General features: G+C 69.6%; 19 protein-coding genes. 12 read left to right on the top strand and 7 right to left on the bottom strand.

What is annotated here, in order from left to right; genetic code table 11:
- Positions 1-5: 5 nt before the first annotated feature.
- Positions 6-2,540 carry an FxSxx-COOH system tetratricopeptide repeat protein gene (fxsT, locus tag ACQEUU_RS26760; protein ID WP_433070925.1) on the bottom strand — a complete coding sequence of 845 codons (2,535 nt, stop codon included), beginning with the start codon at positions 2,538-2,540 and terminating at the stop codon, positions 6-8.
- Between the two features lie 485 nt (positions 2,541-3,025).
- Between fxsT and ACQEUU_RS26755 the strand changes: the two genes are divergently transcribed.
- From ACQEUU_RS26755 to ACQEUU_RS26740, 4 genes are all read left to right on the top strand, one after another.
- Complete coding sequence (locus ACQEUU_RS26755) at positions 3,026-3,439, top strand: hypothetical protein (protein ID WP_433070922.1); 414 nt, start codon at positions 3,026-3,028, stop codon at positions 3,437-3,439.
- Entirely contained in the window at positions 3,432-5,495 is a 2,064-nt protein-coding gene (locus ACQEUU_RS26750) for a tetratricopeptide repeat protein (RefSeq protein WP_433070919.1), read from the top strand. The genes ACQEUU_RS26755 and ACQEUU_RS26750 overlap by 8 nt, the downstream gene beginning before the upstream one ends.
- Before the next feature lie 298 nt (positions 5,496-5,793).
- Positions 5,794-7,722, top strand: a complete 1,929-nt coding sequence (locus ACQEUU_RS26745) for a tetratricopeptide repeat protein (RefSeq protein WP_219545352.1) — start codon at positions 5,794-5,796, stop codon at positions 7,720-7,722.
- A gap of 40 nt (positions 7,723-7,762) precedes the next feature.
- On the top strand, positions 7,763-10,261 hold the full coding sequence (locus tag ACQEUU_RS26740) for a P-loop NTPase fold protein (RefSeq protein ID WP_433070914.1): 2,499 nt from the start codon (positions 7,763-7,765) through the stop codon (positions 10,259-10,261).
- A gap of 4 nt (positions 10,262-10,265) precedes the next feature.
- Here the strand turns inward: ACQEUU_RS26740 and ACQEUU_RS26735 are convergent, their stop codons facing one another.
- Positions 10,266-11,381, bottom strand: coding sequence for a ferritin-like domain-containing protein (locus ACQEUU_RS26735; protein ID WP_433070911.1), 1,116 nt, complete (start codon positions 11,379-11,381; stop codon positions 10,266-10,268).
- An 82-nt stretch (positions 11,382-11,463) separates the two neighbouring features.
- On the opposite strand from ACQEUU_RS26735, the gene ACQEUU_RS26730 reads away from it, so the two are divergent.
- Positions 11,464-12,111: a TetR/AcrR family transcriptional regulator C-terminal domain-containing protein gene (locus ACQEUU_RS26730; RefSeq protein WP_433070908.1), complete on the top strand. Its 648-nt coding sequence runs from the start codon at positions 11,464-11,466 to the stop codon at positions 12,109-12,111.
- Between the two features lie 24 nt (positions 12,112-12,135).
- Here the strand turns inward: ACQEUU_RS26730 and ACQEUU_RS26725 are convergent, their stop codons facing one another.
- Together ACQEUU_RS26725 and ACQEUU_RS26720 are read right to left on the bottom strand one after the other, a co-directional pair.
- A complete protein-coding gene (locus ACQEUU_RS26725) occupies positions 12,136-12,576 on the bottom strand; it encodes a lytic transglycosylase domain-containing protein (protein ID WP_433070906.1) in 441 nt (146 codons plus the stop codon).
- 379 nt (positions 12,577-12,955) lie between these two features.
- Positions 12,956-13,369 carry a transglycosylase SLT domain-containing protein gene (locus ACQEUU_RS26720; protein WP_433070903.1) on the bottom strand — a complete coding sequence of 138 codons (414 nt, stop codon included), beginning with the start codon at positions 13,367-13,369 and terminating at the stop codon, positions 12,956-12,958.
- A 188-nt stretch (positions 13,370-13,557) separates the two neighbouring features.
- Here ACQEUU_RS26720 and ACQEUU_RS26715 point away from each other — a divergent pair, with 188 nt between their 5' ends.
- Positions 13,558-14,043: a glutathione peroxidase gene (locus ACQEUU_RS26715; RefSeq protein WP_433070901.1), complete on the top strand. Its 486-nt coding sequence runs from the start codon at positions 13,558-13,560 to the stop codon at positions 14,041-14,043.
- 112 nt (positions 14,044-14,155) lie between these two features.
- A complete protein-coding gene (locus ACQEUU_RS26710; protein ID WP_433070899.1) occupies positions 14,156-16,066 on the top strand; it encodes a S41 family peptidase in 1,911 nt (636 codons plus the stop codon).
- 19 nt (positions 16,067-16,085) lie between these two features.
- Here the strand turns inward: ACQEUU_RS26710 and ACQEUU_RS26705 are convergent, their stop codons facing one another.
- A complete protein-coding gene (locus ACQEUU_RS26705) occupies positions 16,086-17,141 on the bottom strand; it encodes a LacI family DNA-binding transcriptional regulator (protein WP_433070897.1) in 1,056 nt (351 codons plus the stop codon).
- A 177-nt stretch (positions 17,142-17,318) separates the two neighbouring features.
- Between ACQEUU_RS26705 and ACQEUU_RS26700 the strand changes: the two genes are divergently transcribed.
- Positions 17,319-18,539: an ABC transporter ATP-binding protein gene (locus ACQEUU_RS26700; protein WP_433070895.1), complete on the top strand. Its 1,221-nt coding sequence runs from the start codon at positions 17,319-17,321 to the stop codon at positions 18,537-18,539.
- Positions 18,540-18,688: 149 nt separating this feature from the next.
- Here the strand turns inward: ACQEUU_RS26700 and ACQEUU_RS26695 are convergent, their stop codons facing one another.
- Positions 18,689-19,441 (bottom strand): SDR family NAD(P)-dependent oxidoreductase, encoded by a 753-nt coding sequence (locus tag ACQEUU_RS26695; RefSeq protein WP_433070893.1) that lies wholly within the window; start codon positions 19,439-19,441, stop codon positions 18,689-18,691.
- Positions 19,442-19,581: 140 nt separating this feature from the next.
- Between ACQEUU_RS26695 and ACQEUU_RS26690 the strand changes: the two genes are divergently transcribed.
- Positions 19,582-20,730 (top strand): PQQ-dependent sugar dehydrogenase, encoded by a 1,149-nt coding sequence (locus ACQEUU_RS26690; protein ID WP_433070891.1) that lies wholly within the window; start codon positions 19,582-19,584, stop codon positions 20,728-20,730.
- Here the strand turns inward: ACQEUU_RS26690 and ACQEUU_RS26685 are convergent.
- The gene (locus ACQEUU_RS26685) at positions 20,690-21,034 is read right to left on the bottom strand and encodes a carboxymuconolactone decarboxylase family protein (RefSeq protein WP_433070889.1); all 345 of its coding nucleotides are present in this window, start codon (positions 21,032-21,034) and stop codon (positions 20,690-20,692) included. The genes ACQEUU_RS26690 and ACQEUU_RS26685 overlap by 41 nt on opposite strands.
- Before the next feature lie 232 nt (positions 21,035-21,266).
- Between ACQEUU_RS26685 and ACQEUU_RS26680 the strand changes: the two genes are divergently transcribed.
- The 3 genes from ACQEUU_RS26680 to glnII all read left to right on the top strand — a co-directional run bounded on the left by ACQEUU_RS26680 (position 21,267) and on the right by glnII (position 25,135).
- Entirely contained in the window at positions 21,267-23,507 is a 2,241-nt protein-coding gene (locus tag ACQEUU_RS26680; RefSeq protein WP_433070887.1) for an AAA family ATPase, read from the top strand.
- 47 nt (positions 23,508-23,554) lie between these two features.
- Complete coding sequence (locus tag ACQEUU_RS26675; RefSeq protein WP_433070885.1) at positions 23,555-24,022, top strand: hypothetical protein; 468 nt, start codon at positions 23,555-23,557, stop codon at positions 24,020-24,022.
- A 93-nt stretch (positions 24,023-24,115) separates the two neighbouring features.
- Positions 24,116-25,135, top strand: a complete 1,020-nt coding sequence (glnII, locus tag ACQEUU_RS26670; RefSeq protein WP_433070883.1) for a glutamine synthetase — start codon at positions 24,116-24,118, stop codon at positions 25,133-25,135.
- Positions 25,136-25,185: the final 50 nt, after the last annotated feature.

The raw sequence follows: 25,185 nt of genomic DNA, 5'->3' as shown, positions 1-25,185 counted from the left end.
CCGCGTCAGAGGCTGATGGGGTCACAGTCCCATCTGAAGCGTCTCCGCTTCGAGGCGTGGACCCTTTCCGGGTGCTCGGGGGTGTATCTCTCGTAGCCTCGCATCGCGTCCTCGTACAGTGCCTGCGCCTGTTCCGGCTTCCCGTCGGCATGCAGGTCGAGTGCGAGATTCACGGCTGCCGAAAGGGACAGTAGGTTGTCGGGCCCGAAGAACTCGCGCACCTGCTCCAGGACGACCTCGCCCCGTTTGCGGGCTTCGGCGATGCCGCCGAGCGCCGCTATGTCGCTGGTCAGGTTGAGGGCAGCGCCGAAGACGTAAGCGTGCTTGGGCCCCAGCCTGTCTCGCAGCCCGTCATGGGCCCTCTGGTCAAGCTTTCGCGCCTTCTCGACGTCTCCACGGAGGTTGAAGAGCGAGGCGAGGTCCATCAAGCAGCCGTAGGTGAACGGATGTTCATCGCCGAAGATGGAACGGTAGCGCTCGAAGGCCTGTCGCGTCATGGCCATCGTCTCTTCGGAGCGGCCGGCTTGTCGCAAGATGTTGCCGAACGCTACCTGCGTTGCCACGGTCTCCGGGTAGTCCGGACCGAAGATCTTGTTCAATCTGGTGTACGTCTCTTCGATGAGTTCCAGAGCTCCATCGATGTCCCCACGCCGACGGCGGGCGATGGACAGATCACGGGCGGTAACGAGCGTGAGCGGATGTTCGACGCCCAGCTCACTCTGCCCATGGGCGTATGCTTCCTCTCCCACGTCGCACGCCTGGTCGTGATCGCCGTACAACCTGACCGTGCGCGCCAGGCCGTTCCACGAGGCCTGCAGGTCCCACTTGCTGACCCCGGACTTGGCGCTGCTCTGTTCCATGTAGACCAGTTGCGCGAGATCGAGCGCGGAGTCGAACTGGCTGAGCAGGAGGTGGTCGAGCGCCAGGTTGTTGAGCACACGCAGGGTGGCGGGGACGACCCTGCCGAAGACCTCCTCGTGCAGCTTCAGCGACTCAGTGTCCTGCTGGAACGCCTCCCGGAACATCCCCCTGGCACGGAGGTTCGCGGCAATGGTCAGCCTGATGCGCAGCGTCTCTTCGTTCTTCTCACCGAAGACCTCGCGCATGTAGTCGAAGGTCTCCTCGTTGAGCGCGCGCGACTCGTCGAAGGCGCCGGCCTGCCACATGATGTTCCCCAGGTGCCGCCGCAGCCGAAGGACGTTCTCGTCCTTCTCGTTCTCCTCGGACATGCCCGTCCAGTGAACGAGAAAATCCTCAGCGTACTTTCGCGCCGAGGAGTAGTTCGCGACCCGGAAGAGGTAGCGGGTGATGTCGATGGCGAACCGTTGCACCCCGTGGTCGGCGCACTCGACGACGCCCGCGGGGCGCAGATGGGGGATCAGGTCGGCGTAGTCGGGCCAGTTGGCGGTGTCCTCCGGGTCGCCGGGGGAGCCGCCCGCGAGCAGGAGGTGCACCTCGTGCTTGTACTCTTCGCGCTTGTCCGGTTCCACGGAATCACGCAGCAGGGCCTGGACCAGTCGGTGCACCTGTACGGTGCCAGCATCCTTTTCGATCTTCACCAAGGCGAACCGGTTGAGCTCCCCGAACGCCTGGGCCATCAGGATGGGTTTCGCCAGGATGGGGGCCATCAGCTTGACGCCGCTCTTGCTTCCCCGGCGGAAGACGGCGCGTGGAATCGGGTCCGGCCCGAAGAAAGCCAGACAGCGCAGCATCGTCGCGGCTTCGGGGAGCCGGTTCTCGATCTCGTTCACCGAAAGTTGCCAGGCGGCCGTCATCGACAGCGGATACTCGGTCGATTTGCCGAGGTTCAGTAGGTCGCTGGCCTGCAGGGCGAGCTGTTCGACGTACTCCTCGGTCGACATGCCGGTCATGACCTGGAGGGCGGCCGCCTGCTCCAGCGCCAGAGGCAGGTCGCCGAGCTCGCCCGCCAGGTGCTCCGCCTCCTTCTGCGGCACCTCCTTGCGCAGGCGCTTGCGGAGGAACGCGACGCTCTCCTCCGTGGAGAAGACGTCCACGGGCACCGTCTCGGCCACGCCGCTCCACCGGCTGTTGCGTGAGGTGATCAGCACGTGTCCCGGGCCGCCCTCCGGGATGAACTCGCGGATCTCTTCGGGCTCGTCCGCGTTGTCGAAGATGAGCAACCACCGCTCGACCGGATCGCCGCGCTGCAGCGCGTCACGGACGGACGCGGCGGCCTCCTCGATGCCGACGCTGTTCGCCGGACGCAGCTTGAGATCCTCGGCGAGGGTCGCGAGCGTGCTCGGCACGAGCATCGGCTGGTCTGCCGGCACCCACCAGACCAGGTCGTAGGAACCGCGATAGCGCCACGCGTATTCGATCGCCAGCTGGGTCTTCCCGACCCCGCCCAGCCCTTGCAGGGCCTGAGGCACGACAGCCGCTTTGGTGGTGGAGATGATGCTCGCCCGCAATTGATCGAGCAAATTCTCCCTGCCGGTGAAGTGCTTGTTGCGACCCGGGATCCTCTTGCCCCAGATCGCCGGCATCTGGAACGGTTCCTGTGGAGCGGCCTGCTGATCCATGAACCAATCGCCTCCTGTCTGCTTGATTTTCCCTCCTGTGATTGATTTTGGCGATGGATGGCCGGAGACTCTGTGTGAAGAACCGCTACGGTTAAGCATTTCAGGTGTTACGGGCGACCGTAACGGGCCAGGGGGAGAGCATGAGCGATATGTCCACGACTGGGCTGATCGATGTGGGTGAAGTCGATCTGGAAGCGCTCAAGAGTCTTGACATCTCGGCTCTGAGCAGGGTGTGGGAGCGATTGGCCGAGGGAAGCGGCGTTGTTGCCAGCTTCCAATCCGCGGTCTGACTCAGTCGTCTCCGGGCGAGCGCCCACATAGGGCATGCCTGGATACTCATGCCGGATAGATATGTCATGTATTTCCGGCTGACCGTGGGACCTGCTGCTCCGAATCTCTAGAATTTATTACACCCGCCACCGTGCGATATCGACTATGAATAGTTGGTAGGGGGCGTGGTGATCAGTGTTGGGAGGGTGGCGCAGATGGATCTGGCGGCGGTGGCAGGTGAGGTAGCTCTCATCGCAGGCGGGGCGGCTGTTGAGGGACTCGCGCAAGATGCGACCAAGAGCCTGGTGGAGAAGATCCGGGAACGTATTCGCAGCGTTTTCGGAGGAGATCCGCGATCCGAGGATGCGCTGGAGCAGGTTATGGCGACGCCTACGAACCAGAACGCGATCAACGAACTTGCCAGGGCGCTGTGCTGGTATGCCGAGCGCGACCCGAGGTTCGCCCAAGAACTGGCTGAATGGGAGCCCTACAAGGCTTCTGTGGGGACGGCGGTGCAAGCTTCTCCAGGGACGGTAGTGCAAAACGGGGATGCCCGCCGGGACCTGTTCATGGCGGCTGGCAATATGACCGTGGATCAGTCTAAGGCGAAGTCGTCGCCAGATGGCTGACGAGCCTCTCCCTCAAGCCGGGACGCGCCAGAACACCACTGCACAGAGGGACGGCTTCAACGCCGGCCGTAATCTGAACATCAACAACTATTACTCTCCCGGGAAGAGCGCACCGGGCGCAACGCGAGCGCACGGAGTGTTGTTCCCTCCGCTGGGACGCCTGCCGAAGCGAGTACGAGGCCGCGAACCTCTGCTGGAGCAGCTGCGGGTGTTGCTGGCGGGGCCGGACGGCCGAGTGCATGTGCTGGCGGGCTTGGGAGGCACGGGCAAATCCACCGTGGCCCTGCAACTGGCCGAACTGGCGGTACAGGACGGGCGTCCGGTCTGGTGGGCCTCGGCGGTGGACGCGGCGAACCTGTCCGGCTCGCTGCTGGTTCTGGCGCGGGCGTTGGGAGCGGACGACTGGCAGGTCGATGAGGCCAGAACCGGCCGCCAGCCTGCATGCGACGTGCTGTGGCAGGTGCTGGAGGCCCATCGAGACTGGCTGCTCGTGATCGATGACGCTGATGACGTCGCGAAGTTGGAGACGGCCGGCCGCACGGTGGGGGATGGCAACGGGTGGCTACGCGGGTCGAGATCCGGGCTGGTTCTGGTCAGCACACGCGACGGTGATCCGCGGCACTGGGGACACGGGTCCGAACTTCACCTTGTGGGGTGTCTGAGCAAGAAGCACGGTGGCCAGGTGCTGGTGGACCTGGCTCCTGGGGCCGGTGACATCACCGAGGCCGAGGCTCTGGCCGAACGGCTGGCAGGCCTGGTCCTTGCGTTGCACCATGCCGGGTCACAATTGGCGTCTCCTTTCGCTCAGCAGCAATCCTTCGCTGATTACCGACAGGTCCTGGAGTCCGAGGGGACTGCCGTACTGGGCGGTACGGCAGGTGAGGTGGACGATCGGGTCGTGGTGGGCCGGACATGGGAACTGTCGCTGGCTCAACTGGAGACGGCGGGAGTGGGGCAGGCGCGAGGTCTGCTGGGGGTGCTGGCTTGGTTCGCGCCCGCCGTTCCCATACCGGTGAGTGGGCTGGATCATGCCATCCTCGGCAGGGCCTGCGGCAGTCCTGATCGCGCCGGGGTTGTCGCGGGGCTGGAAGCATTGCTCTCGGTGGGGTTGATCCAGGCACCGTTGCTGACAGCGGACGGTGCGACGGCGGAGGGGGTCGCCGATGTGATGGTCAACCCTCTGGTCGCCGAGACGGTTCGCGAGCGTCTCGATTATGTGGAGACCGACCGTACTGCTTCCGCTGCCACGGAACTGCTGGTGCACGCGACCGCAGACCTGCAGGCGGATGGGCCTGCACGTCGGCCGGCATGGCAGAAGTGGTCGGCCCATCTTGAGGAAATGCTGGACGTGGCCGGACCGCAAGTGCGTGGACCCGTACTCGAGAACCTGATGAGCACCGCGTACGTCGCGGCGACGATGCTGCTGTGGGCCGGTTTGTACGAAGCCTCGGTGAAAATAACGGAGGCCGCGATAAAACATCTGCCCAGCCTTGCCGCCGATCACCCTGTCGCCCGGTCCCTGCGGCGGATACAGGCGGGTGCGTATCAGTATGTCGACAGGAAGTCCGAGGCCGAACACATCTACCACGAGTTGTTGTCCACGGTGCCGGACGGCGACACGGAACTATTGGATATCCGGGCTGACCACGCGCGCTTCGTGGCAGAGGAGAAGGGGTCCGCCGAGGCCGAACACCTCCTTCGCGCGTTGCTGCGCGATCAGGAAACTGAATTGGGTGTTGCTGACGAGCGTACGCTGGCCACCCGTTACGAGATCGCGCGGACCGTAGCGGGACGGGGAGATCTAGCCGAGGCCGAGAATCTCTTCCGGGCGGTGCTCCGAGATCAGGAAACGAGTTTAGGTGCCGACTATCAGGCAACCCTTGCCACGCGATATGAGCTCGCCTGGGTGCTGGCGAAGCGGGGCGACCGGACCGGGGCCGAGCACACCTTCCGACAGCTCCTTACGCAACAAACAAAAGAGCTGGGCAGTGACCACCCGCACACCCAGCTGACGCTTCGTTCGCTGTCGAGTTTGAACGGCGAAAACAGCGTTTAGCGCTGTTGTGTTGGTGATGGCGGCAAGACGAGGAGAACATGTAAGGGCTGCCCGCGTGGGGAAGCGACTGCCATCCCCGCTTTACGGATGGCCGTATTCGAGATGTAAGGATCACCAGGGAGGAGTCTCGAAGGTCGATGGTGCCGGACTGCGGGCGCCCCTGACCCGGAACTCAGCCGAATGCCGCTCGAGCGTTCCTCCCGGTTGCGTATTTTGCAACCTTCGGGCTTTGGGCAAGTATGGTTGAGTCACCTGAACTCCCCGCATCCGGGGTGCAGGATCTTCGTCATGAACGGTGATGACGAACGGCGTACTGGTGCGATTACATCTGCGGGCGGGTGTGGCAATGCCTTCCAGCGGCAGCGGCCTCGAGCCGTATGTCGGCCTGACCGCCTATCGCCGAGAGGACGCGGCGCGATTCTTCGGGAGGGAAACCGAGGCCCACACTCTCGCGCGCCTGTGGCGGCATCACCGGCTGACGATTCTGCACGGCCCCTCGGGTGTGGGGAAGACGTCGCTGGTGGCGGCCGGTGTGCTGCCTCTTCTGAGAAGCTCTGACGTGTTGCCGCCGGGGAGCGTGCGGCGCCCCTCCGTCGTGCCGGCCGCCGCCATCCTCGACGACAGCGATCCGCACGCCTTCGCCCTGATGTCGTCATGGTCGCCGTACGAGCACCCACTCCGGTTCTCCGGCCTCACCATCAGCACTTTTCTGCGCTGGCACCACTGGAACCCGAACGGTGGGACGGCCATGGCCGTGTTCGACCACGCGGAGGAACTCTTCACCGCGTTCCGTCGGCATCCGGACAGTCACATCCATCTTCTCGACCAGTTGAGTGCCGCGCTCAGCGGAAATCTCCCGCTGAATCTCCTCGTCGTCATCGCAGATGAGCATTTCGAGCAGCTGCGACACCATGAAGGACTGCGCGCGCACATGAGCTCGGAGGCGTCCGTCCGGCTCGGGCCGCTCACCGTCGATGCCGCCCTGGAGGCATGTCGAGGGCCACTCGCGAACATCGGACGAGAGTTCGCTCCCGGCGTGGCCGAGAAACTCGTGAAAGACCTGCGGGCCGACTCCGCCGGCGTGGAGCCGGCTCATCTTCAACTGGTCTGCGGGGCTCTGTGGAAGTCCACGAGTGAGAGGAGCATCCCCATCACGGCCGCGGACCTCGTGGACGTGAACGAAGTGCTGGCCGAGCACTGTGATCGCATCCTCCAGGAGGTGGCGCGCGATCGGTTGGACGGGGACGTGAAGCAGTTGGCCGCGTGGTTGCGCCAGATCGCGACCTACGGGACGGATGACGGGGAGCTCCCGCCACCAGTCATACAGGCGCTTGTTCAAGGCCGGATCCTGCGCTACGGCGAGAAACAGTGTTACGAGATGCCCGCACGCCTAGCGCCGCCCTTCTTGAGCATGTCGTTCGGACGGCAGCCGCCGGAGCCACCCCATCACCTGTCGACCATCGAGGCCGCGTTGCAGCGGGGCTGGTTCGAGTTCGCCGCCAAGCAGGCGGAGCGGGCTCTCGTGAGCCCAGCCGACGCCAGGGAACGAGCTCGCGTCCACTCCTTGGCAGGAGACGCGGCCTACCTGCAGAACGACTTCGACGGGGCGATCGCGCACTATCGGAAGGCGGCGAAGACGTACACCATGCTCCGCGGCACTGACCGCATCGTCGCTACCCTCCTGGCCGCCGTCGGCCGGATCCTGGTCGATCAAGGCGCCTACCAAGCTGCCGTCGATGAGTTGCGGGGAGCGGTCACGCGGAGTCCGGAACCGGTGATCCTCACTGAGCTGGCCTGGGCGTTGTGGTACATCGGGCATGAAAGCGGCGCGGTCGACATGCTGGACGTGGCGCTTCGCTCGGGAAACAACCAGGTCGAGGCGCTGCGCGTCCGTGGTGAGATCCTCTCGGATGTCGAGCCTCAGGCCGCGCTGCGCGATCTCGATCGGGTCCGGCCTCATGAGTTGGCCTCCACCCGCGCCGCCTACGCGCTCGCTCTGGCGCTGAGCGGAGACGTGAAGAGGGCGGTCAGGGTACTGCCGATCGTGGATGCGGACAGCGACGCCGCAACCTTGCTGCGGACCGCACGCGTCATGAAGACGGCGGGGCGGGATGCGGAGGCGGCACGCCTGGCACGGCAAGCCCAGCAGACCGCGAGCCGCAAGCCGCTTCCTCCACGGTTGACAGCGCAGGCCGAACTTCTCACCACGACCCGGCCCGAGAACTGACGATCTGGCCCTCCGCGTTCGCCGTGTGTTGAATCGAAGCATGGTGCGTGGACGGTGGGCATGGGCGTTGCCGATGCTGCTCGTGCTCATCTCGCAGGCCGGCGTCGACCGCCGTCCCGTGGTCGTCGTGCACGCCTCTTCCCTGCTGGAGCGTTACTGGCCCGGCTTGCTGGTGGCCGTCATGGCGATCCACCTGGTGTCCCTGTTGCTCCTGAGGCGGCGACGGAAGAAGTCGACGATCGGCGACATGACGCCTCAGGGGGACCGGGCAAGCGAATCCCGCGGATTCACCCTCAGCGACGAACCAGTCATGGAAGACGCTCTCAAGAGGTACGAGTACGTCGACTGTCTCGCAGAGCTCGCCCGGTCGGCGACCCCGCCCATGGTCATCGGGGTGTTCGGTGAGTGGGGGAGCGGCAAGACCTCGATGCTCCACCAGGTGCGCGCCCGGCTGGACGACGACTCCTCCGGATGCGCCACGGTGTGGTTCGACTCCTGGCTGCACCAGTACGACGAGAACCCGGTGCTGCCCCTGCTCCATGCGATCGTCACCGATCTCGGGCTGGACGGCAGAGAGAACGTCACCGGGGCGCTGCGCACTGTCTCCGAGGCGCTGGGCTCCCTGATCCTCTCGTCCACGATCAATGTCAACCCGCCCTTCGTGCAACGTGCCCTGAAGGCGTACGGAGAGGAGAACTTCCGCCTTCGATCCGAACGCTCTCGCTTGGACCAGCACCTGAGCAGGCTGATCGCGACGGTTCTGCGTGAACGGAAGAAGAGCCGCCTGGTGGTGTTCATCGACGACCTGGACCGGTGCCACGTGGACCAGATCACCGCCCTGCTGGAGGCACTGAAGCTGTACTTCAACCGCGACAACTGCGTCTTCGTCCTCGGCGTGGCCAAGGTGCCGCTGGTGGCGGCGCTGCAGGAGAAGTACCAGGACCCGCTGGGCGAGTACCTCGACAAGATCGTGCAGTTTCCCTTCGAGATGCCGAGACTCTCGGCCGACGCCTTCGCCGCCTATCTGGACGGGCTGCTCAACCACGACATCCAGGCAGCGAAGAGCCTGCTCGCCCGCGGGTTACGGGCCAACCCGAGGGCCATCAAGCGCTTCGTCAACGTGCTCGTCCTGCAGGACCGGGTGGCGCGGGCCAGGAAGCTCGACCCGTACGAGGTCCGCGTCCTCGCGGCGGTGCTCCTGATCAGGGACGGCGACGCGGACTTCTACGCCCGGCTCATGAATGATCCGACCCTGCTCAAGCGGGTCGCCGAGGATCTGGAGACGGCGGGAGAGGAACAGCGGCCTGACTGGCCCGCGCTGCCGCTGCGCATCGTGAGCGAGCTCGCCGCCTCGGGCACCAGTGTGCCTGACAGCGTCAGCGCCTACATCGACCTGGTCCGCGAGTCGCCGGTGCCGCAGTCGGGCGATCTCGTGGACACCGTCGCGCCGCCGCGAGAGGAGCGCCGGGTCTCGGAGGAGACGGTGCCCGAGGAGAGCCGGCTGAGCCGGGACGCCCTGGACGACGCGCTCGCCACGCTGGCCGAGCGGGTCCGCCGGCGCGCGGGCGGGGTCGCGGGCGAGGAACGAGCGCTCCTGACGCCGCTGGTCCGCTTCCCCGAGGAGACGCAGGCCCGTCCCGCCCCGATCGGGGACATCCTGGCCCAGGGGACGAGACTGCTGATCAGCGGCAGGCAGGGCGCGGGCAAGTCCGTTCTGGCCGCCCGGCTGGCGCGGCGGCACAACGAGGCCGGCGACCCGGATGCGGGGGTGGCGGTCCTGCTCCCGTTCCGGGCACTCAGGACGGACATCGCGGAGTTCGACCGGAGGCTGACGCACGCGCTGGTGAGCGAGTACCAGATCCCGATCGCGGACGCGAACGCGGTCGTCCAGCGGGGGTCTCTGGTTCTCGTGCTCGACGGGCTGGAGGAGACCGGCGACGCGGGCCGGGAGGCCATCGTGACGCGGCTGGTGCGCTGGGCCGACCTGGCCGGGGCCGGCATCATCATGACGGACCCGCGGCCGGCGCAGGCGCGTCCGGGGTTCCGGGTGCTCACGGTGGAAGGGGTGGTGCCGGAGGAGGGCCGGAGGTTGTTGCACCGGGTGCTCGGTGAGCACGGCGCCGACCCGGGGCGGCTGCTGAACCTGACCGACGCCCTGCTCGGCTCGCCCCAGCTGCTCTCCGCGCTGACCGGCGATCCGGCCTGGATCGACGACCTGCCCGACCAGCCGGTGGACTTCCTGCCGTGGTTCGCCGGCTGGGCGATCCGCAGGACGGCCGAGGCCGGGTTCGCCGCGGACGCGGTGGCCACGGCGCTCTCGGGTATCGCGGGGCTGCTTGCCGGGACCGGGCAGGAGATCTTCAGCAGCGAAGACCCGGACATCCGGACCGTGTTCCGCCGGTCCGGCATCAAGGGGATGGAGGTGCCGGCCCTGCTTCACGCCGCCGTGGCGGCCGGCCTGCTCAGGCAGGTCGGCCCGGAGGTCTACCACTTCGTGCATCCGCGTCTGGTGGATCGGCTGGCGAGGGCGGGCGGCTGAGGGGTCAGGCGTCGGTGCCCAGGGCGATCGTTTCGGACACCTCGGCGTGCCGTTCGGCCTCCTCTTCCGCGAAGCGGGCCGCGTCCAGCCGGTCGGCGATGTCCTCGTCCTGCTTCATCAGCGCCTCCAGCGACTGGCCGGCCATCTCCAGCACGCCCATGTCCGCGTACGCCTGCTGCAGCCGCGGGCTCCACAGCCCGATGTCCTTGACGCACGGCACGATGCGGCTGAACAGCAGGGAGCGGAAGAGCCGCAGGTACTCCGACTGGTCCACGGCGACCATGGCCTCGTCCACCTCGGCCTTGGTGAGGCCGAGGTTCTCCCAGGTCTCGCGGCCGCGCAGGCGGTCGCGCATCAGGTAGCAGCCCTCGATGACGAAGTCCTCGCGTTCGCGCAGCTCGGTCTCCGACAGCTGCCGGTAGTAGTCGCGCAGCGCCATCCGGCCGAAGGCGACGTGGCGGGCCTCGTCCTGCATGACGTAGGCGAGGATCTGCTTGGGCAGCGGCTTGGTGGTGATGTCGCGCATCACCCCGAACGCGGCCAGTGCCAGGCCCTCGATCAGCACCTGCATCCCCAGGTACGGCATGTCCCAGCGGGAGTCGCTCAGCGTGGAGTCCAGCAGTGACTTCAGGTACGGGTTGATCGGGTAGGCGAGGCCGACCTTCTCCTGGAGGAAGCGGGCGTAGGTCTCGGCGTGGCGGGCCTCGTCCATCGTCTGGGTGGCGGCGTAGAACTTGGAGTCCAGGTCCGGGACCGATTCCACGATTTTGGCCGAGCAGATCATCGCGCCCTGCTCGCCGTGCAGGAACTGGGAGAACTGCCAGGCGGCGTTGTGCAGCCGCACGTCCTTGCGCTGCCGGTCGTCCATCCGCTCCCACAGCGGGGTGCCGTAGATGGCGATGGTCTGGTCGGGGATGCCGAGGATGTCGTACGGGTCGACCTCCAGGTCCCAGTCGATGCGCTTGGTCGAGTCCCACTGCTTGTCCTTGCCCTTCTGGTACAAGGCGAGCATGCGGTCCCTGCCGTCGTCGTACTCCCAGGTGAACTTCGTGGTTCCGGCCATCTCCACGTTCCATGTGGCCAGGCCGGCGGGGATGGTGTAGAGCTCGTGGGTCGACATCGGACCTCCGGAGGGTGACGTACACCGTACGTTCCCCTCCGAGGCTGGCACGTACGCCGTACGCGCGTCAATACAATGAGCCATGACCTCCCAGCCGCTGTCCCGGGCCCGGATCGTCGCCGCCGCGGTCGAGCTGATCGAGCGCGAGGGCGCCGACGCGGTCTCCATGCGGCGCATCGCCTCGGAGCTGGGCGTCGGCGTGATGTCGCTCTACAACCACGTGCCCAACAAGGGCGCCCTGCTCGACGGCGTGGCCGAGAGCGTGCTCAGCGAGATCGGGTTCACCGACGACCCGGAGGCCCACTGGTCCGACCGGGTCCGCATGCAGGCGCGGGCCTTCCGGCAGATCGCCCACCACTACCCGCGCTGCACCATGCTCGTGGTCAGCCGCCAGCTCCACACCAACGCCGGGCTGCTGCCCGTCGAGCGGGCCCTGGCCACGCTGCGCAGCGCCGGGTTCGACGGGGTGGACGCGGTGCGGGTGCTGCGGCTGTTCATCGCCTTCATCGTCGGCTCGCTGCTGCGCGAGGTGGGCGTCACCCCGTCCTTCGCGCCCGTCCGCAAGGCGGCGATCGACGCCGAGGAGATCGACCCCGAGCTGTTCCCCGAGGTGAGCGCGCTGTCGGAGCTGCTGGGCTCCTGCGATCACGAGGCCGAGTTCGCCTTCGGGGTGGAGCTGCTCATCCAGGCGATCGCGGTGCACCCGGCCAGGAGGGAGGGCACCCGGTGAGCCGCGGATGCCCTCCGGCGTCCGCTAGTACCAGTTGTGTGAGCGGAAGTGCCCCCAGGCGCCGCACGGCCTGCCGTATCTCCCCTTGATGTAGGCCAGGCCCCAGCGGATCTGGGTTCTCGGGTTGTGCCGCCAGTCGCTGCCGGCTCCCCGCATCTTGCCGCCGGGCAGGGCCTGCGGGATGCCGTAGGCGCCCGACGAACGGTTGACGGCGCGGTGGTTCCAGCCGCTCTCCCTGGTCCACAGGTTGTCCAGGCAACGGAACTCGCGCAGGCTCCACGACCTGCGCACCACCTGGTCCAGGGCGAACCGCTTGCTCCGGCTCCTCGGCAGGTGGGCCGGGACGCGTGGTTCGGCGGCGGTCCGCCACGTACGGACCTGCGCCACCGGCGCGTCGTGACTGCTCTCGGTGCCGGCCGCCGCCGCGCTCTCCATGCCGCAGAATGCGGCGGTGAACGCGGTCATGGTCACGACCGTGCTGCGTAGCGTGCGCTTGCTGTCCAATTCGATCCTCGCGGTCGGGTCGCGTGCGGACGGGCGCTCTCGCTTCCCCGGCGCCCCTGCCGGTCCGCGTCCGTGGCTCGGACGAGAAGGGTCCGCGCGGCCCTCCGGGATCCTGTTCCGTCCGGTTTCTCACCGGACGGCCCGGAGGGCTCCACGACATGTCCTCTGAGCCGGTTTCTAGTACGCGCCGGGACGCGCGGTCAGAACCCGGGGCACGCCGAGGACAGGTGTTTGCGTGATCGACGCGGAGATATGGCGCTCTCGTTGGGCCTGGATGGACCGGCCCGGCGCCTCGATGGCCCGCGCTTTCCGCGAAACGCGCGCAAGCCTGGGGTTTGGATCAGTACCAGTGGCGGGATTGGAAGTGGGCCCAGGCGCGACACGGCGTGCCGTACCTCTTCTTGATGTAGCTCAGGCCCCAGGAGATCTGCGTCCTGGGGTTGGTGCGCCAGTCGCTGCCGTGGGAGGCCATCTTGCCGGCGGGCAGCGCCTGGGGGATGCCGTAGGCGCCGGACGAACGGTTGCCGGCCAGGTGGTTCCAGCCGCTCTCGCGGGCCCAGAGCTTGACGAGGCACCTGAACTGGGTGCTGTTCCAGCCGCGCTTGTTCACCATCTTCTTGGCGATGGACTTGTTCTTGCCGCTCGTGCTGGTCGCACTCGCCTGGGAGCTCTGCGCCTGTGCGGCCGTGGCGCCGCCCGCCACCATGAGCGTGGAGCTCAGGAGCAGGACGCTGGTACGGCGGAGCATGGGCATGCGGGTTCCCTTTCGCAGGAATCGGGGACCGCGCCACCCTGCCGGACTTGTCGCCTTTACTGCGAATTGACCATGGAAATGCCATGCGTCAGTAAAGATCTCGATATATAGCTGTTGCTGGACCTTTGAGTGATAAATGTGGATTAGGTCACGTTTTGCGCCTGACAGGCATCTCGTAAGGTCGGACCATGAACGTTCGTGACATCCCGGTCCGCACTCTGGCGGACGAACCCACCACCCTGGCCGCCCTCGCCGGCGACAGGGCCGTGCTCATCGTCAACGTGGCCTCCAAGTGCGGCCTCACCCCGCAGTACACCGACCTCGTCAAGCTCCATCAGGAGTACGGGCCGCGCGGGCTCAGCGTGATCGGCATGCCCTGCAACCAGTTCATGGGGCAGGAGCCTGGCAGCGCCGAGGAGATCCAGGAGTTCTGCTCGACCACGTACGGGGTCGACTTCCCGCTGCTGGCCAAGGCCGACGTCAACGGCCCCGACCGGCACGCCCTGTACGAGCGGCTCGTGGAGGCGCCGGACGCCGAGGGCGAGACCGGCGACGTGCAGTGGAACTTCGAGAAGTTCCTCGTCGACCGGGACGGCGCGGTGGTGGGCCGCTTCCGCCCCCGCACCGTCCCGACGGACCCGGCGATCCTGGCGGCCATCGAGAAGGTCCTCTGACGACTCGGGAGCACGCGCCCTAGGGAAAACCCTAGGGCGCCACCTGACGCGGCCGCCGTCGCGCTCTGAGAGCTTGACCCGTGTCGGACAGGCACACGGGGCGGGAGACGACATGGGGATCGACGACGGCGCGACCGGTCAGGCCAAGCGACTGGCCGACGCGGTGGACCTGCGGGACTTCCTGGACACGGCGGGCACGCTGACGCTCGCCGACCGGCGCACACTGGTGGAGCAGGCGCTGGTGCTGATCGAGCAGAACTACGCCCACCTGCCGCTGAAGACCGCCATGTACGCGGTCAACCCGGTCCAGCGGCTCCGGCTGCTGGCGCTGAGGCTCAGCCGGCAGACGCCGGAGACGACGGAGCCCGAGCCGCGCTTCCACGCCGAGCTGTCGGAGATCTTCCACTCCGTACGCGACCTGCACACCAACTACCTGCTCCCGGAGCCGTACGCGAGCAAGGTCGCCTATCTCCCGTTCCTCGTCGAGGAGTGCCACGAGGACGGCGGCCCGCGCTATCTCGTGACCAGGATCGTCGAAGGCTTCTCCGCGCCGGGGTTCGAGCCGGGCGTCGAGGTCACCCACTGGAACGGCACCCCGATCGGCGCGGCAGTGGACGCCAACGCCGCGCGGTACGCGGGCGGCAACCCGGCGGCCCGGCACTCGCGCGGGCTGCAGTCGCTGACCATCCGGCCGCTGGTGATCCACCTGCCGCCCGACGAGTCCTGGGTGACGCTCGGCTACCTGGGCCGGGACGGGATAGCCAGGGAGCTGCGGGAGCCGTGGCGGGTGACGGCGAACCTGCCGCCGTTCGTCGACGCGGGCGCGCTCACCACGGCGGCCGTGTCGCAGGGGCTCGACCTGGGCACCGACGAGATCGGCCGCGCGCTCAGGATGCTCTACGTCCCCCGGGCGCTCACCGCGGAGATCGCGGACGTTCCCGCCGAGCCCGCCGGCCCCGGGGCCGACCTCCCGACGTCCATGCCGGCGTTCTTCAAGGCGCGCGCCGTGGCCACCCCTTCGGGCACGTTCGGCCATCTGCGCGTGTTCACGTTCAACACCAACGACCCCGGCGCGTTCGTCGGCGAGTTCGTCCGGCTCGCCGGCCTGCTGCCGCAGAACGGGCTCGTGGTCGACGTGCGCGGCAACGGAGGCGGGCACATCCACGCCGCCGAGTTCCTGCTGCAGACGCTCACGCCGCATCCGATCACCCCGGAGCCGACGCAGTTCGTCACCACGCCGCTGAACGCCCGCATCTGCGCGCAGCACGAGGAGAACCCGACCGGGCAGATCGACCTCGGCCCGTGGTGCCCGTCCATGAACCAGGCCCTGGAGATCGGCGCCGCGCACTCGGCCGGCTTCCCCATCACCCCCGCGGCCGGGGCCAACGCGATCGGCCAGCGCTACCACGGCCCGGTCGTGCTCGTCACCGACGCGCGCTGCTACTCCGCGACCGACATCTTCGCCGCCGGCTTCCAGGACCACGGCATCGGCCCGGTCCTCGGCGTGGACGACAACACCGGCGCCGGCGGCGCCAACGTGTGGACGCACGAGCTGCTCAAGCTCCTGCTGGAACTGCCCTCGCCCGCGCCCGGCTCGCCCTACCGGCCGCTGCCGGGCGGTGCGGGCATGCGCGTGTCGATCCGGCGCACCCTGCGCGTCCACGCGCTGGCCGGCACGCCCGTCGAGGATCTCGGCGTGCGGCCCGGCCACCGCCACCGCATGACCCGCCGGGACCTCCTGGCCGGCAACCAGGACCTGCTCGCCCGCGCGGGCGAGCTGCTCGCGGCGCTTCCGGTACGCCGCCTCGACGTGCGCGTCGTCGGCGCGGCGAACGAGCTGACCCTGCGCACCAGCCTCCTGGACCGGGCGGACGTCTACCTGGACGGCAGGCCGCGGCTCTCGGCCGACGTGACCCAGGACACGGTCACCGTGGTCGTCCCCGGCCTGGCCGCCGCCCGGACGGTCCGCGTCGAGGGCTTCCAGTCCGCCCGGCTCGTCGCCTCCCGCACCCTCGCGACCTGACGGCGACGCTCGGGAGGATTCAGCGGTGGGGTCCGCAGCTGCCCCGGACGATCAGCTCGGTGGGGAGCACCACCGTGCGCGGGCGGCGGGTGCCCGCGCGCAGGACCAGTTCCGCCGCGCGGTATCCGATCTCGCGCCCCGGCTGGGCGATCACCGTCAGCGGGGGCGAGCAGAGTTCGGCCCACGGGACGTCGTCGTACATGACGAGCGAGACGTCCCGTGGCACCCGCAGGTCCAGCTCCCGCGCCGCCAGCACCGCGGCCTCGCCGAGCGCGTTGCCCCCGGCCACCATCGCCGACAGGTCGGGCCGGCTCTGGAACAGCCCGGCCGCCGCCGCGTAGGCGGAGTCGCGGCTCCCGGTGGCGAACACGATCAGCTCCTCGTCCACGGGCGCGCCCACCGCCTCGCGGAACGCCGCCACCCGCCGCTCGTGCCCGGGGCCGCCGAGATAGGCGATGCGCCGGTGGCCCAGCCCTTTCAGGTAGCGCACCGCCGTGCGGATCCCGGACCGGTCGTCGGCGAGCACGGCGGGGGCGTCCAGCGGGCGTGCCGGTGGGGCCGGCGGCAGGCCGTCGAGAAGCATGAGGTCGTGGTCGGGCCCCTCGGCGGCCGGGTCGGGGCTCTCCCCGGGCAGGCGGTCGGCGAAGACCACGGTCATGCCCGCCCTGACGGCCGGCCGCCAGGTCCCGGGGTCACCGGACGGGACCGCGACCACCCGGTCCACGCCCTGCTCCAGCAGCATGCCGACCATCTCGGACTCCTGCTCCGGGTCGTCGCCGGTCGAGCCCAGCACGACCGGCTCGCCGGCCGAGCGCGCGTAGGCGAGCACGCCCTCGGCGAGCAGGCCGAAGAACGTGTCGGTCAGATCCGGGACGAGCAGCCCGAGGCCCCCGGTGCGGCGCTGGCGCAGGTTGCGGCCGGCGGCGCTGGGCCGGTAGTCGAGCTGCGCGGCGACGGCCAGCACCCGCTCCCGGGTCCCGGGGCTGGCCGAGCCGCCTGACAGCACCCTGGACACGGTGGCGATGCCTACGCCCGCCGCCTCGGCCACATCCTTGATCGTCGCCCGCTTCTCCATGGAAACGATTCCATCATGCTTTCCGCGTTTCCGGAAGTCGGTCGTACCCACATCGCCTGTATACACGGGACTCTTGACACAGAAGGCCCTTTCGCGGTGAGATGCTTGAAAACGTATCCAAGAACGCGGAACCCCCGCACCGACTATCGGGGCCATCGCCCTGCGCGAAGGACTGTCATGGCATCCATCGTTTTGAAAGACGTCGACAAGATCTACGCCGGTGGCGTCAAGGCCGTGAACGGGCTCAACCTTGAGATCAAGGACGGCGAGTTCATGGTGCTGGTCGGCCCCTCCGGCTGCGGTAAGTCGACCGCGCTGCGGATGATCGCCGGCCTGGAGGACATCAGCGGCGGCGAGATCTCCATCGGCGACAAGGTGGTCAACCACCTGCCGCCGAAGGACCGCGACATCGCCATGGTCTTCCAGAACTACGCGCTCTACCCGCACATGACGGTCGAGGAGAACCTCGCCTTCGGCCTCAAGCTGCGCAAGATGCCCAAGGCCGAGATCCAGCAGCGGGTCCAGGACGCGGCCAAGATGCTCGGCCTGGAGACCTACCTCAAGCGCAAGCCCGCCGCCCTGTCAGGCGGTCAGCGCCAGCGTGTCGCCATGGGCCGCGCCATCGTCCGCGAGCCGCAGGCCTTCCTCATGGACGAGCCGCTGTCCAACCTGGACGCCAAGCTCCGCGTCTCCATGCGCGCCTCGCTCAACCAGATGCACGAGCGCCTCGGCGTCACCACCGTCTACGTCACCCACGACCAGGTCGAGGCCATGACCCTCGGCGACCGCGTCTGCGTGCTCCGCGACGGCCTCCTCCAGCAGGTCGACACCCCGCAGAACCTCTTCGACCGGCCGGTCAACCTGTTCGTCGCCGGGTTCATGGGCTCGCCGTCGATGAACTTCGTCACCGCCGAACTGGTCCGCGACGGCGGCGCCGCGGTGGCCTTCGCCGGCTACAAGCTGCCCATCCCGCAGTCCACGTTCAGCGACAAGCCCGGCCTCGACCAGTACCTCGGCAAGAAGATCATCCTGGGCATCCGCCCGTCCGACTTCGAGGACGCCGCCTCCGCCGGCGCCCACGCCGACAACGGCTGGGCGACGATCCCGGCCAAGGCCGAGGTCACCGAGGAGCTCGGCTCCGAGATCAACGTGCTGTTCCTGATCGACGCCCCGCCGGTGGAGCACAAGGACACCGTCGCCGCCGCCGACACGGGCGACGACGAGGAGGCCACGCTGCCGCTGTCCGGCGACAAGTCGCTGTGGACCGCCCGCGTCAACGCCCGCAGCCACGTGCGCCCCGGCCAGAGCGTCAACCTGGTCATCGACACCCACAACATGCACTTCTTCGACCCGACCTCGGGCCTGGCCATCGGCCACCCGGCCAACGCCGGGCGCTGACCGCCCCGCACGCCGGCGTCGATACCCGGCCGCGGGCACTGCCCGCGGCCGTAAGGGCCCTCATCGCGACCCCCTCCCGCGGCGAGGGCCCGTCCCGTGCCCGGCCCGCGCGATCCCGCGCGGCCTTCCCGCGTACGAGCCGGGAGGGGTCAGCGGCGACCGATGCGCGAGGAGATCTCCGCGACCAGGCGGCGCGGCACGAACCTGCCGACCGCGACGACCGCCTTGTAGCGCAGCGACGGCACCGACACCCACTTGCCCAGCGCCAGATCACGCAGCGCCTCGTCCACGACCCGGTCGGCGTTGAGCCACATGAAACCCGGCGTGCCCGACATGTCGATCGAAGCGCGCTGGTGGAACTCCGTCCGCACGAACCCCGGGCACAGCGCCATCACCTTGACCCCCGGCTCGCTGATCGCGGCCGCGGTGGACTCGCTGAAATTGGCCACCCAGGCCTTCGAGGCGCTGTAGGAGCCGCGGGTGAAGAAACCCGCCACCGAACCGACGTTGACCACCGCGCCCTTACCGCGCTTGCGCATCCCCGGCAGCGCCGCCAGCGTCAGCCGCAGCACCGCCTCGCAGTGCACCTTGAGCATCCGCAGCTCGTCCTCGACCGGCGTGTCCAGGAAGTCGTGCCGCTGCGCGAAACCGGCGTTGTTGACCAGCAGGTCGACCCCCTCCCGGCAGCGGGCCTCCACCAGGGCCAGGCCCTCGCCGGAGGCCAGATCGGCGGGCAGGGTCTCGACCGCGACCCCGTACCTGAGCTTGAGCTGATCGGCGCTCTCACCGAGCCGGTGCTCGTCGCGCGCCACCAGGACCAGAGCGAAACCGTCGGCGGCCAGCCGGCGGGCGAAGGCGGCGCCGATGCCCGCGGTGGCGCCAGTGATCAGTGCGGTAGGCATGCCAAGAACCCTAACCCCCACCTGGTCACCTATGTGGCGGCCGGGCGCCGTGACGCGTGCCCGGCGGCCCGCTCGGCTCGCCGCAGGGCCGGGATGCGCGGCCGGTGGTGTGGGAAGTGGGGGCGTGCGAGGATGGCGGCGTGCGCCTTGCCGTGGTCGTGCTCGCCGTCGTCGTGACCGCCTGCTCCGCCGCGCAGCCGCAGGGCGCGACCCCGCCCGCCGAGGTCGGCACCGCCGCGCCGCGGCCGTCCACGCCGGCCGGCCGGACCGCGACGCCCGGTGCGGGGAAGCTGACGTTCACCGAGATCGCCGCGCTGGAACGGCCGGTGGCGTTCGCCGTCCGGGCGGGTGATCGCCGCCTGTACGTGGCCGAGCAGGGCGGGAAGCTGCGGACCACCGACGGTGACACGGTCGTCGACCTGTCCGGGGAGGTCAGCGGCGGCAACGAGCAAGGGCTGCTCGGTGTCGCCTTCCACCCGTCGGGGCGCCGGCTCTACCTCGACTGGACCGACAGGGCCGGCACCACGCACGTCACCGAGTGGGCCTACGACGGGAAGAAGGCCACGGGCAGGCGTGAGGTGCTGACCGTGGAGCAGCCGTTCGCCAACCACAACGGCGGCCAGCTCGCCTTCGGCCCCGACGGCCACCTGTACATCGCGCTCGGCGACGGCGGCGGCGCCGGTGATCCGGAGGGCAACGGCCAGGACCTCGGCACGCTGCTGGGCAAGATCCTGCGGATCGACCCGCGCGGCGGGCGGCCGTACGCGGTCCCGGACGACAACCCGTTCGTCGGCAAGGAGGGGGCGCGGCCGGAGATCTGGGCCTACGGGCTGCGCAACCCGTGGCGGTTCGGCTTCGACCGGGAGAACGGCGACCTGTGGATCGGCGACGTCGGACAGAACCGCTGGGAGGAGATCGACTACCAGCCCGCCGGTTCCGAGGGCGGCGAGAACTACGGCTGGGACGTCCGCGAGGGCGCCGAACGCTTCCGCCGCGGCCGCGCCGAGGAACCGGTCGACCCGGTGATCGTCTACTCGCTGGACGAGGGCGGCAACTGCTCGGTGATCGCCGGGTTCGTCTACCGCGGCACGAAGATCCCGTGGCTGCGCGGCCAGTTCCTGTACGGCGACTTCTGCGCCGGATGGATCAGGGCCGCGCCCGTCGACGATCTGGAACGCGACCGGCGCGTGGGCGAGGTGGAGCAGCTGTCGTCGTTCGGCGAGGACCACGACGGCGAGCTGTACGCGCTCAGCCTGTCGGGTTCCGTCTATCGGATCGATCCCGCCTGACCCTTCCGGCCAGGTCCTCGACCTGGCTGTTGAGCCGCGTGCCCCGCGCCCAGCCGGCGTAGTGGGTGAGGAAGACGACGATCTCCCGCAGCTCGGTCTCGTCCAGGTCGCCGGTGCGCAGGGCGGCGTCGAGCTGAAGCGTCACCTGGTCGTCCAGCCCCTGCCCGACGAGCAGGCCGAGCAGGATCAGGCGGCGTTCCCTGAACGTGAGCGTCTCCCGTGACCAGAGGTCGGCGAAGGCGCGCTCCGCCGTCATCCCGTACGAGTCGACGGTCTCCGTGGCCGGTCCGGCCGGTTCTGTCATCGTGCGCTCCGGTCGCGAGAGGGGGTGGCTTCATCTTCGGCCACGTCCTGTGCGTCACCAAGGGGGACGCTCGTAAGTCGGACCCCGAGGACAGGTGGTTCTGCTGATCTGTAACAAGTAAGGCCAAGGTATGGCCAAGATTTGGTCAAGATATTTCAACGTGCTCCCGGCTCAGCCGAGGAGAAAGCGGGCAGAACCACTGCGGTGCCTCGTCCTGTGGAGGTAGACCCAGGTGAAGACGACGTACGCGAGGTCCATGCCGGAGCCGGGCCGGGCGCGCCGGAGCCTCGGCGACAGGGTCCGGCTTCCCCGGCCGGTGAGGGTCGTCTTCTGGATGGCGGTGGCGGTCGCGCTGCTCGCCGGCGGCCTGCTGTCCGGCCTGTTCCGTACGTCGCTGTTCGTGCCGGTCCTGCTGGGCCTCGTGGTCGTCGCCGCGTGCGCCGTCCTGGTCCGGCTCCTGCTCGGGGGCGGTGTGGAGACGTACCGCCCCGGTGCCGTCGCCACCCGCTTCTCCGACGTGCGGGGACAGGACCACGTGGTCGAGCGGCTCCAGGAGCACCTCGCCCTGTGGCGCGAGGGCGGCGCGGTCGAGGAGCGCGGCGGGTACGCGCCGGGCGGCCTGCTGCTGTGGGGGCCGCCGGGCACCGGCAGGACGCTGATCGCCGAGGCCGTCGCGGGCGAGACCGGCAAGCCGTACGTGGTCGTGGACGCGCGCGCGTTCGCCGCGACCCCTCCGGCGCTCGGCGTCCTGAAGGTCAAGGCGCTCGTCAGAAGGCTGCGCGCACTGGCGCTGCGCCACGGCGGCGTGGTCGTCCTGTTCGACGAGGCGGACGCGCTGGCCGGCGGGGCGGTCCCGGACGGCGGCCTCTCCGGCTGCCACGGCCTGGCCCACCTGTCGGAGGAGAGCCGCGCGGCGATCGCCCGGCCGGGTGCGGGTGAGAGCGGCCCCACGGGCGTGCGGCAGGTTCTGACCAGCGAGCTGTCGAGACTGAGGAGGCCACGCGGGCGCTTCCGCCGGCTGTCCGCGTACCGTGTCCTCGTCATCATGGCCGCCCGCCGGCCCGACGCGCTGGACGGGGCGCTGCTGCGGGCGGGCGGCATCGACCGCGTCCACCAGGTCGGCCACCCGTCCGGGGCCGGGCGGCTGCGGGACGTCGGGCGGTACGCGGCGGCCGTGCACGAGGCCTGCCACGCGGTGGCCGGGTACGTGACGCGCGCCCGCCCGCGGCCCGGCGTCGCCACCATCGAGCGGGGCGTGGGCCACCTGAGCGAGCGGGGCATCGGCCACCTGGGCGGGGCCGCCGCGGCCGGGCCCGCGGACCCCACCCGGTGGAAGTCGGAGTACGAGGCCGACGTGATGGTCGCGCTCGCCTCCCTGGCGGGGGAGCGGATCTTCTTCGGCGGCGACAGCTCCCGCGACGTCTCAGGAGACCTCCACTCGGCCACGCTGCTCACCGCCCTCATGGAGTCCTCGTGGGGGATGGGCGCGGGCGTCTCCTCGCTGCCCGCCCTGCGGGAGCTGGGGATCGACGGCGACCGCCGGCCGCTCGGGGAGCGGGTCGAGCACCACCTGGCGCGGCTGCTGGAGAGGACCGGCGACCTGCTCCAGGAGCATCGCCAGGACGTGCTGCGCCTGGCGCACGCGCTGGAGAGGCACCGGACGCTCGACGGCGGCGACGTGGCGGCGATCCTGCGGCGGCGACCGGGGCGGCGCGTCGACGGCAGGGGGTACGCCTCCGCCGCGTTCGTGCGGGAGCTGGAGGAGTACCACGCGGAGGTCGTCCGGGCGCACCGGGACCACGGCCGGCCGGACCGCGAACCGCCGGTCGTGCCGGGAGAGCGGCCCGGAGCGGCGGAAGGACCGGCGCACCCGCCGTCCCGGGGTTCTGGGCCGGGGGCTGGGGCGCGTCCGTCCGGAAACCCGGCGCCCCGGGGGACCGGACCGGGGGCTGGGGTGCGTCCCCGTGGGAATTCGGTGGGCCGGGGAACAGGGCCGGGGGCGCGTCCCGGTGCGGGCGGGGGGCCCGCGTTCGTGCCGTGGGTCACGCCGCCGCAGCCGGACGCGGACGCGGCCGGGCAGCCGCCGTCGCAGCCGGGGAAGGGCCGGTGGTGGGTGGTCGTGGCCAGCGCGTTCACGCTCGCCGGGCTGGCCGTCGTCCTCGCCCTGTCGCTGAACGGCGTGCTGACCGAGGGCCCCGCCGCCGGGGCGGAGACCGGAGCGGCCGCCGAGCCCGGTCCCGGTGTCGCCTCGCCGTGGCTGCTGGTCGCGCTGTTCGTGGTGGTGGTCGCGGTGGTCGTCGGGGCCGGGCTCACCACCGTGGCCGTCAAGGCCATGCGGGCGGCGCGGGCCAAGGCGGACCGGGAACGGGACGAGGCGCACGCCCGTGCTCAGTTCCTGGCGGCGGCGCTGGATCCCGACACCGCGATGCGGCTGCTCGGCTACGACGGCGGCGGGCGGCGCGAGCTCGCCTGAACCCGCGCGGGCTGAACCCCGGCCCCGCGGATCACGTCATCAGAGGTATGCGCGCTCCCTTCGCCGTCCTCGTCGCCGCTCTGCTGACCGCGTGCGCCGGCCCTCCGGTCTGCACGGCGATCGGCGCCCCCGTCGGGGTCCTGCTGGACGTCGAGCCGCCGCTCGCCGCCCGGGTGGACCGGGCCGAGCTGGAGGTGTGCTGGTCGGGGGCGTGTCACCGGCCCGAGCTGATCCTGCACCCGGCCACCGCGGCCGTCGAGACGATTTGCGCGGGGGATACCTGCTCGGCCCGCATGGCCGAGACGGGCGGCGAGCACGGCTTCGCCTCCGTCCCCGGCCTGCCGAAGAGCCCGGTGCGGGCGCGTCTCAAGCTCCGCGACGCGGACGGCCGCGCCGTGCTCGACCGCACTCTCGACGTCACCCCCGAAGGCCGCTTCCCCAACGGTCCCGAGTGCGGCGAGGGCGGCCCGAACGTGCAGCTCGTGGCCGGCTCCGGGGGCGTGCGCGCAAAGTAATCGCCTTAACACGGCGTTCACATTCGGGCAAAAAGGGGGAAACGGCCGTACGCGAGACTCGGCGTGGCTGACGAACATGGGGAAAGGACCGCTGTGAGCTACAAGGCTGAGTACATCTGGATCGATGGCACCGAGCCCACCGCGCTGCTGCGCTCGAAGACCAAGATCCTGGCCGACGGGGTCGAGCCGCCGGTGTGGGGCTTCGACGGCTCCAGCACGAACCAGGCCGAGGGCCACAAGTCCGACCTCGTGCTCCGTCCCGTGTTCAGCTGTCCTGACCCGATCCGCGGCGGTGACAGCGTGCTCGTGCTGTGCGAGGTCGAGATGGTCGACGGCGAACCGCACAAGAGCAACACCCGCGCCCTGCTCCGCCCGGTCGCCGAGCAGTACGCCGAGCAGGACGCGTGGTTCGGCATCGAGCAGGAGTACACCTTCTTCAAGGGCAGCCGCCCGCTCGGCTTCCCCGAGGGCGGCTTCCCCGCCCCGCAGGGCCACTACTACTGCGGCGTCGGCGCCGAGGCCGTGTTCGGCCGCGACATCGTCGAGCTCCACCTCGACCGCTGCCTCGCCGCCGGGCTGAAGGTCTCCGGCATCAACGCCGAGGTCATGCCCGGCCAGTGGGAGTTCCAGATCGGCCCGGCCGGGCCGATCGAGGTCGCCGACCACCTGTGGATCGCCCGCTGGCTGCTCTACCGCACCGCCGAGGAGTTCGGCGTGGAGGCCACCCTCGACGCCAAGCCCGCCCGCGGCGACTGGAACGGCGCCGGCGCGCACACCAACTTCTCCACCAGGGCCATGCGCGAGGGCTACGACGCGATCATCACCGCCTGCGAGGCTCTCGGCGAGGGCGACAAGCCCATGGAGCACATCACCCAGTACGGCGCCGACATCGAGAGCCGCCTGACCGGCGCGCACGAGACCGCTCCGTGGAACCGCTACAGCTACGGCGTCTCCGACCGCGGCGCGTCCGTCCGCATCCCGTGGCAGGTCGAGGTCGACCGGAAGGGCTACATCGAGGACCGCCGCCCGAACGCCAACATCGACCCGTACGTGGTCACCCGCCTCCTGGTCGGCACGTGCTGCGCCGCCCTGGAGAAGGCCGGCCAGGTCTGATCCGCCGCCTCACGAGGAGGGGAGAGAACGCGGGCACCCCCGATGGGGCC

Source organism: Nonomuraea sp. CA-218870 (assembly GCF_050936535.1).
Classification (GTDB): Bacteria; Actinomycetota; Actinomycetes; order Streptosporangiales; family Streptosporangiaceae; genus Nonomuraea; species Nonomuraea corallina.
The sequence above is the reverse complement of the archived record's forward strand: the minus strand, read 5'-3'. Positions and strand labels throughout refer to the sequence as shown.

Excerpts from the sequence above, each read along its gene's own strand:
- fxsT (WP_433070925.1), bottom strand. The coding sequence starts at position 2,540 with ATGGATCAGCAGGCCGCTCCACAGGAACCGTTCCAGATGCCGGCGATC.
- ACQEUU_RS26755 (WP_433070922.1), top strand. The coding sequence starts at position 3,026 with ATGGATCTGGCGGCGGTGGCAGGTGAGGTAGCTCTCATCGCAGGCGGG.
- ACQEUU_RS26750 (WP_433070919.1), top strand. The coding sequence starts at position 3,432 with ATGGCTGACGAGCCTCTCCCTCAAGCCGGGACGCGCCAGAACACCACT.
- ACQEUU_RS26745 (WP_219545352.1), top strand. The coding sequence starts at position 5,794 with ATGACGAACGGCGTACTGGTGCGATTACATCTGCGGGCGGGTGTGGCA.
- ACQEUU_RS26740 (WP_433070914.1), top strand. The coding sequence starts at position 7,763 with ATGGTGCGTGGACGGTGGGCATGGGCGTTGCCGATGCTGCTCGTGCTC.
- ACQEUU_RS26735 (WP_433070911.1), bottom strand. The coding sequence starts at position 11,381 with ATGTCGACCCACGAGCTCTACACCATCCCCGCCGGCCTGGCCACATGG.
- ACQEUU_RS26730 (WP_433070908.1), top strand. The coding sequence starts at position 11,464 with ATGACCTCCCAGCCGCTGTCCCGGGCCCGGATCGTCGCCGCCGCGGTC.
- ACQEUU_RS26725 (WP_433070906.1), bottom strand. The coding sequence starts at position 12,576 with ATGACCGCGTTCACCGCCGCATTCTGCGGCATGGAGAGCGCGGCGGCG.
- ACQEUU_RS26720 (WP_433070903.1), bottom strand. The coding sequence starts at position 13,369 with ATGCCCATGCTCCGCCGTACCAGCGTCCTGCTCCTGAGCTCCACGCTC.
- ACQEUU_RS26715 (WP_433070901.1), top strand. The coding sequence starts at position 13,558 with ATGAACGTTCGTGACATCCCGGTCCGCACTCTGGCGGACGAACCCACC.
- ACQEUU_RS26710 (WP_433070899.1), top strand. The coding sequence starts at position 14,156 with ATGGGGATCGACGACGGCGCGACCGGTCAGGCCAAGCGACTGGCCGAC.
- ACQEUU_RS26705 (WP_433070897.1), bottom strand. The coding sequence starts at position 17,141 with ATGGAGAAGCGGGCGACGATCAAGGATGTGGCCGAGGCGGCGGGCGTA.
- ACQEUU_RS26700 (WP_433070895.1), top strand. The coding sequence starts at position 17,319 with ATGGCATCCATCGTTTTGAAAGACGTCGACAAGATCTACGCCGGTGGC.
- ACQEUU_RS26695 (WP_433070893.1), bottom strand. The coding sequence starts at position 19,441 with ATGCCTACCGCACTGATCACTGGCGCCACCGCGGGCATCGGCGCCGCC.
- ACQEUU_RS26685 (WP_433070889.1), bottom strand. The coding sequence starts at position 21,034 with ATGACAGAACCGGCCGGACCGGCCACGGAGACCGTCGACTCGTACGGG.
- ACQEUU_RS26675 (WP_433070885.1), top strand. The coding sequence starts at position 23,555 with ATGCGCGCTCCCTTCGCCGTCCTCGTCGCCGCTCTGCTGACCGCGTGC.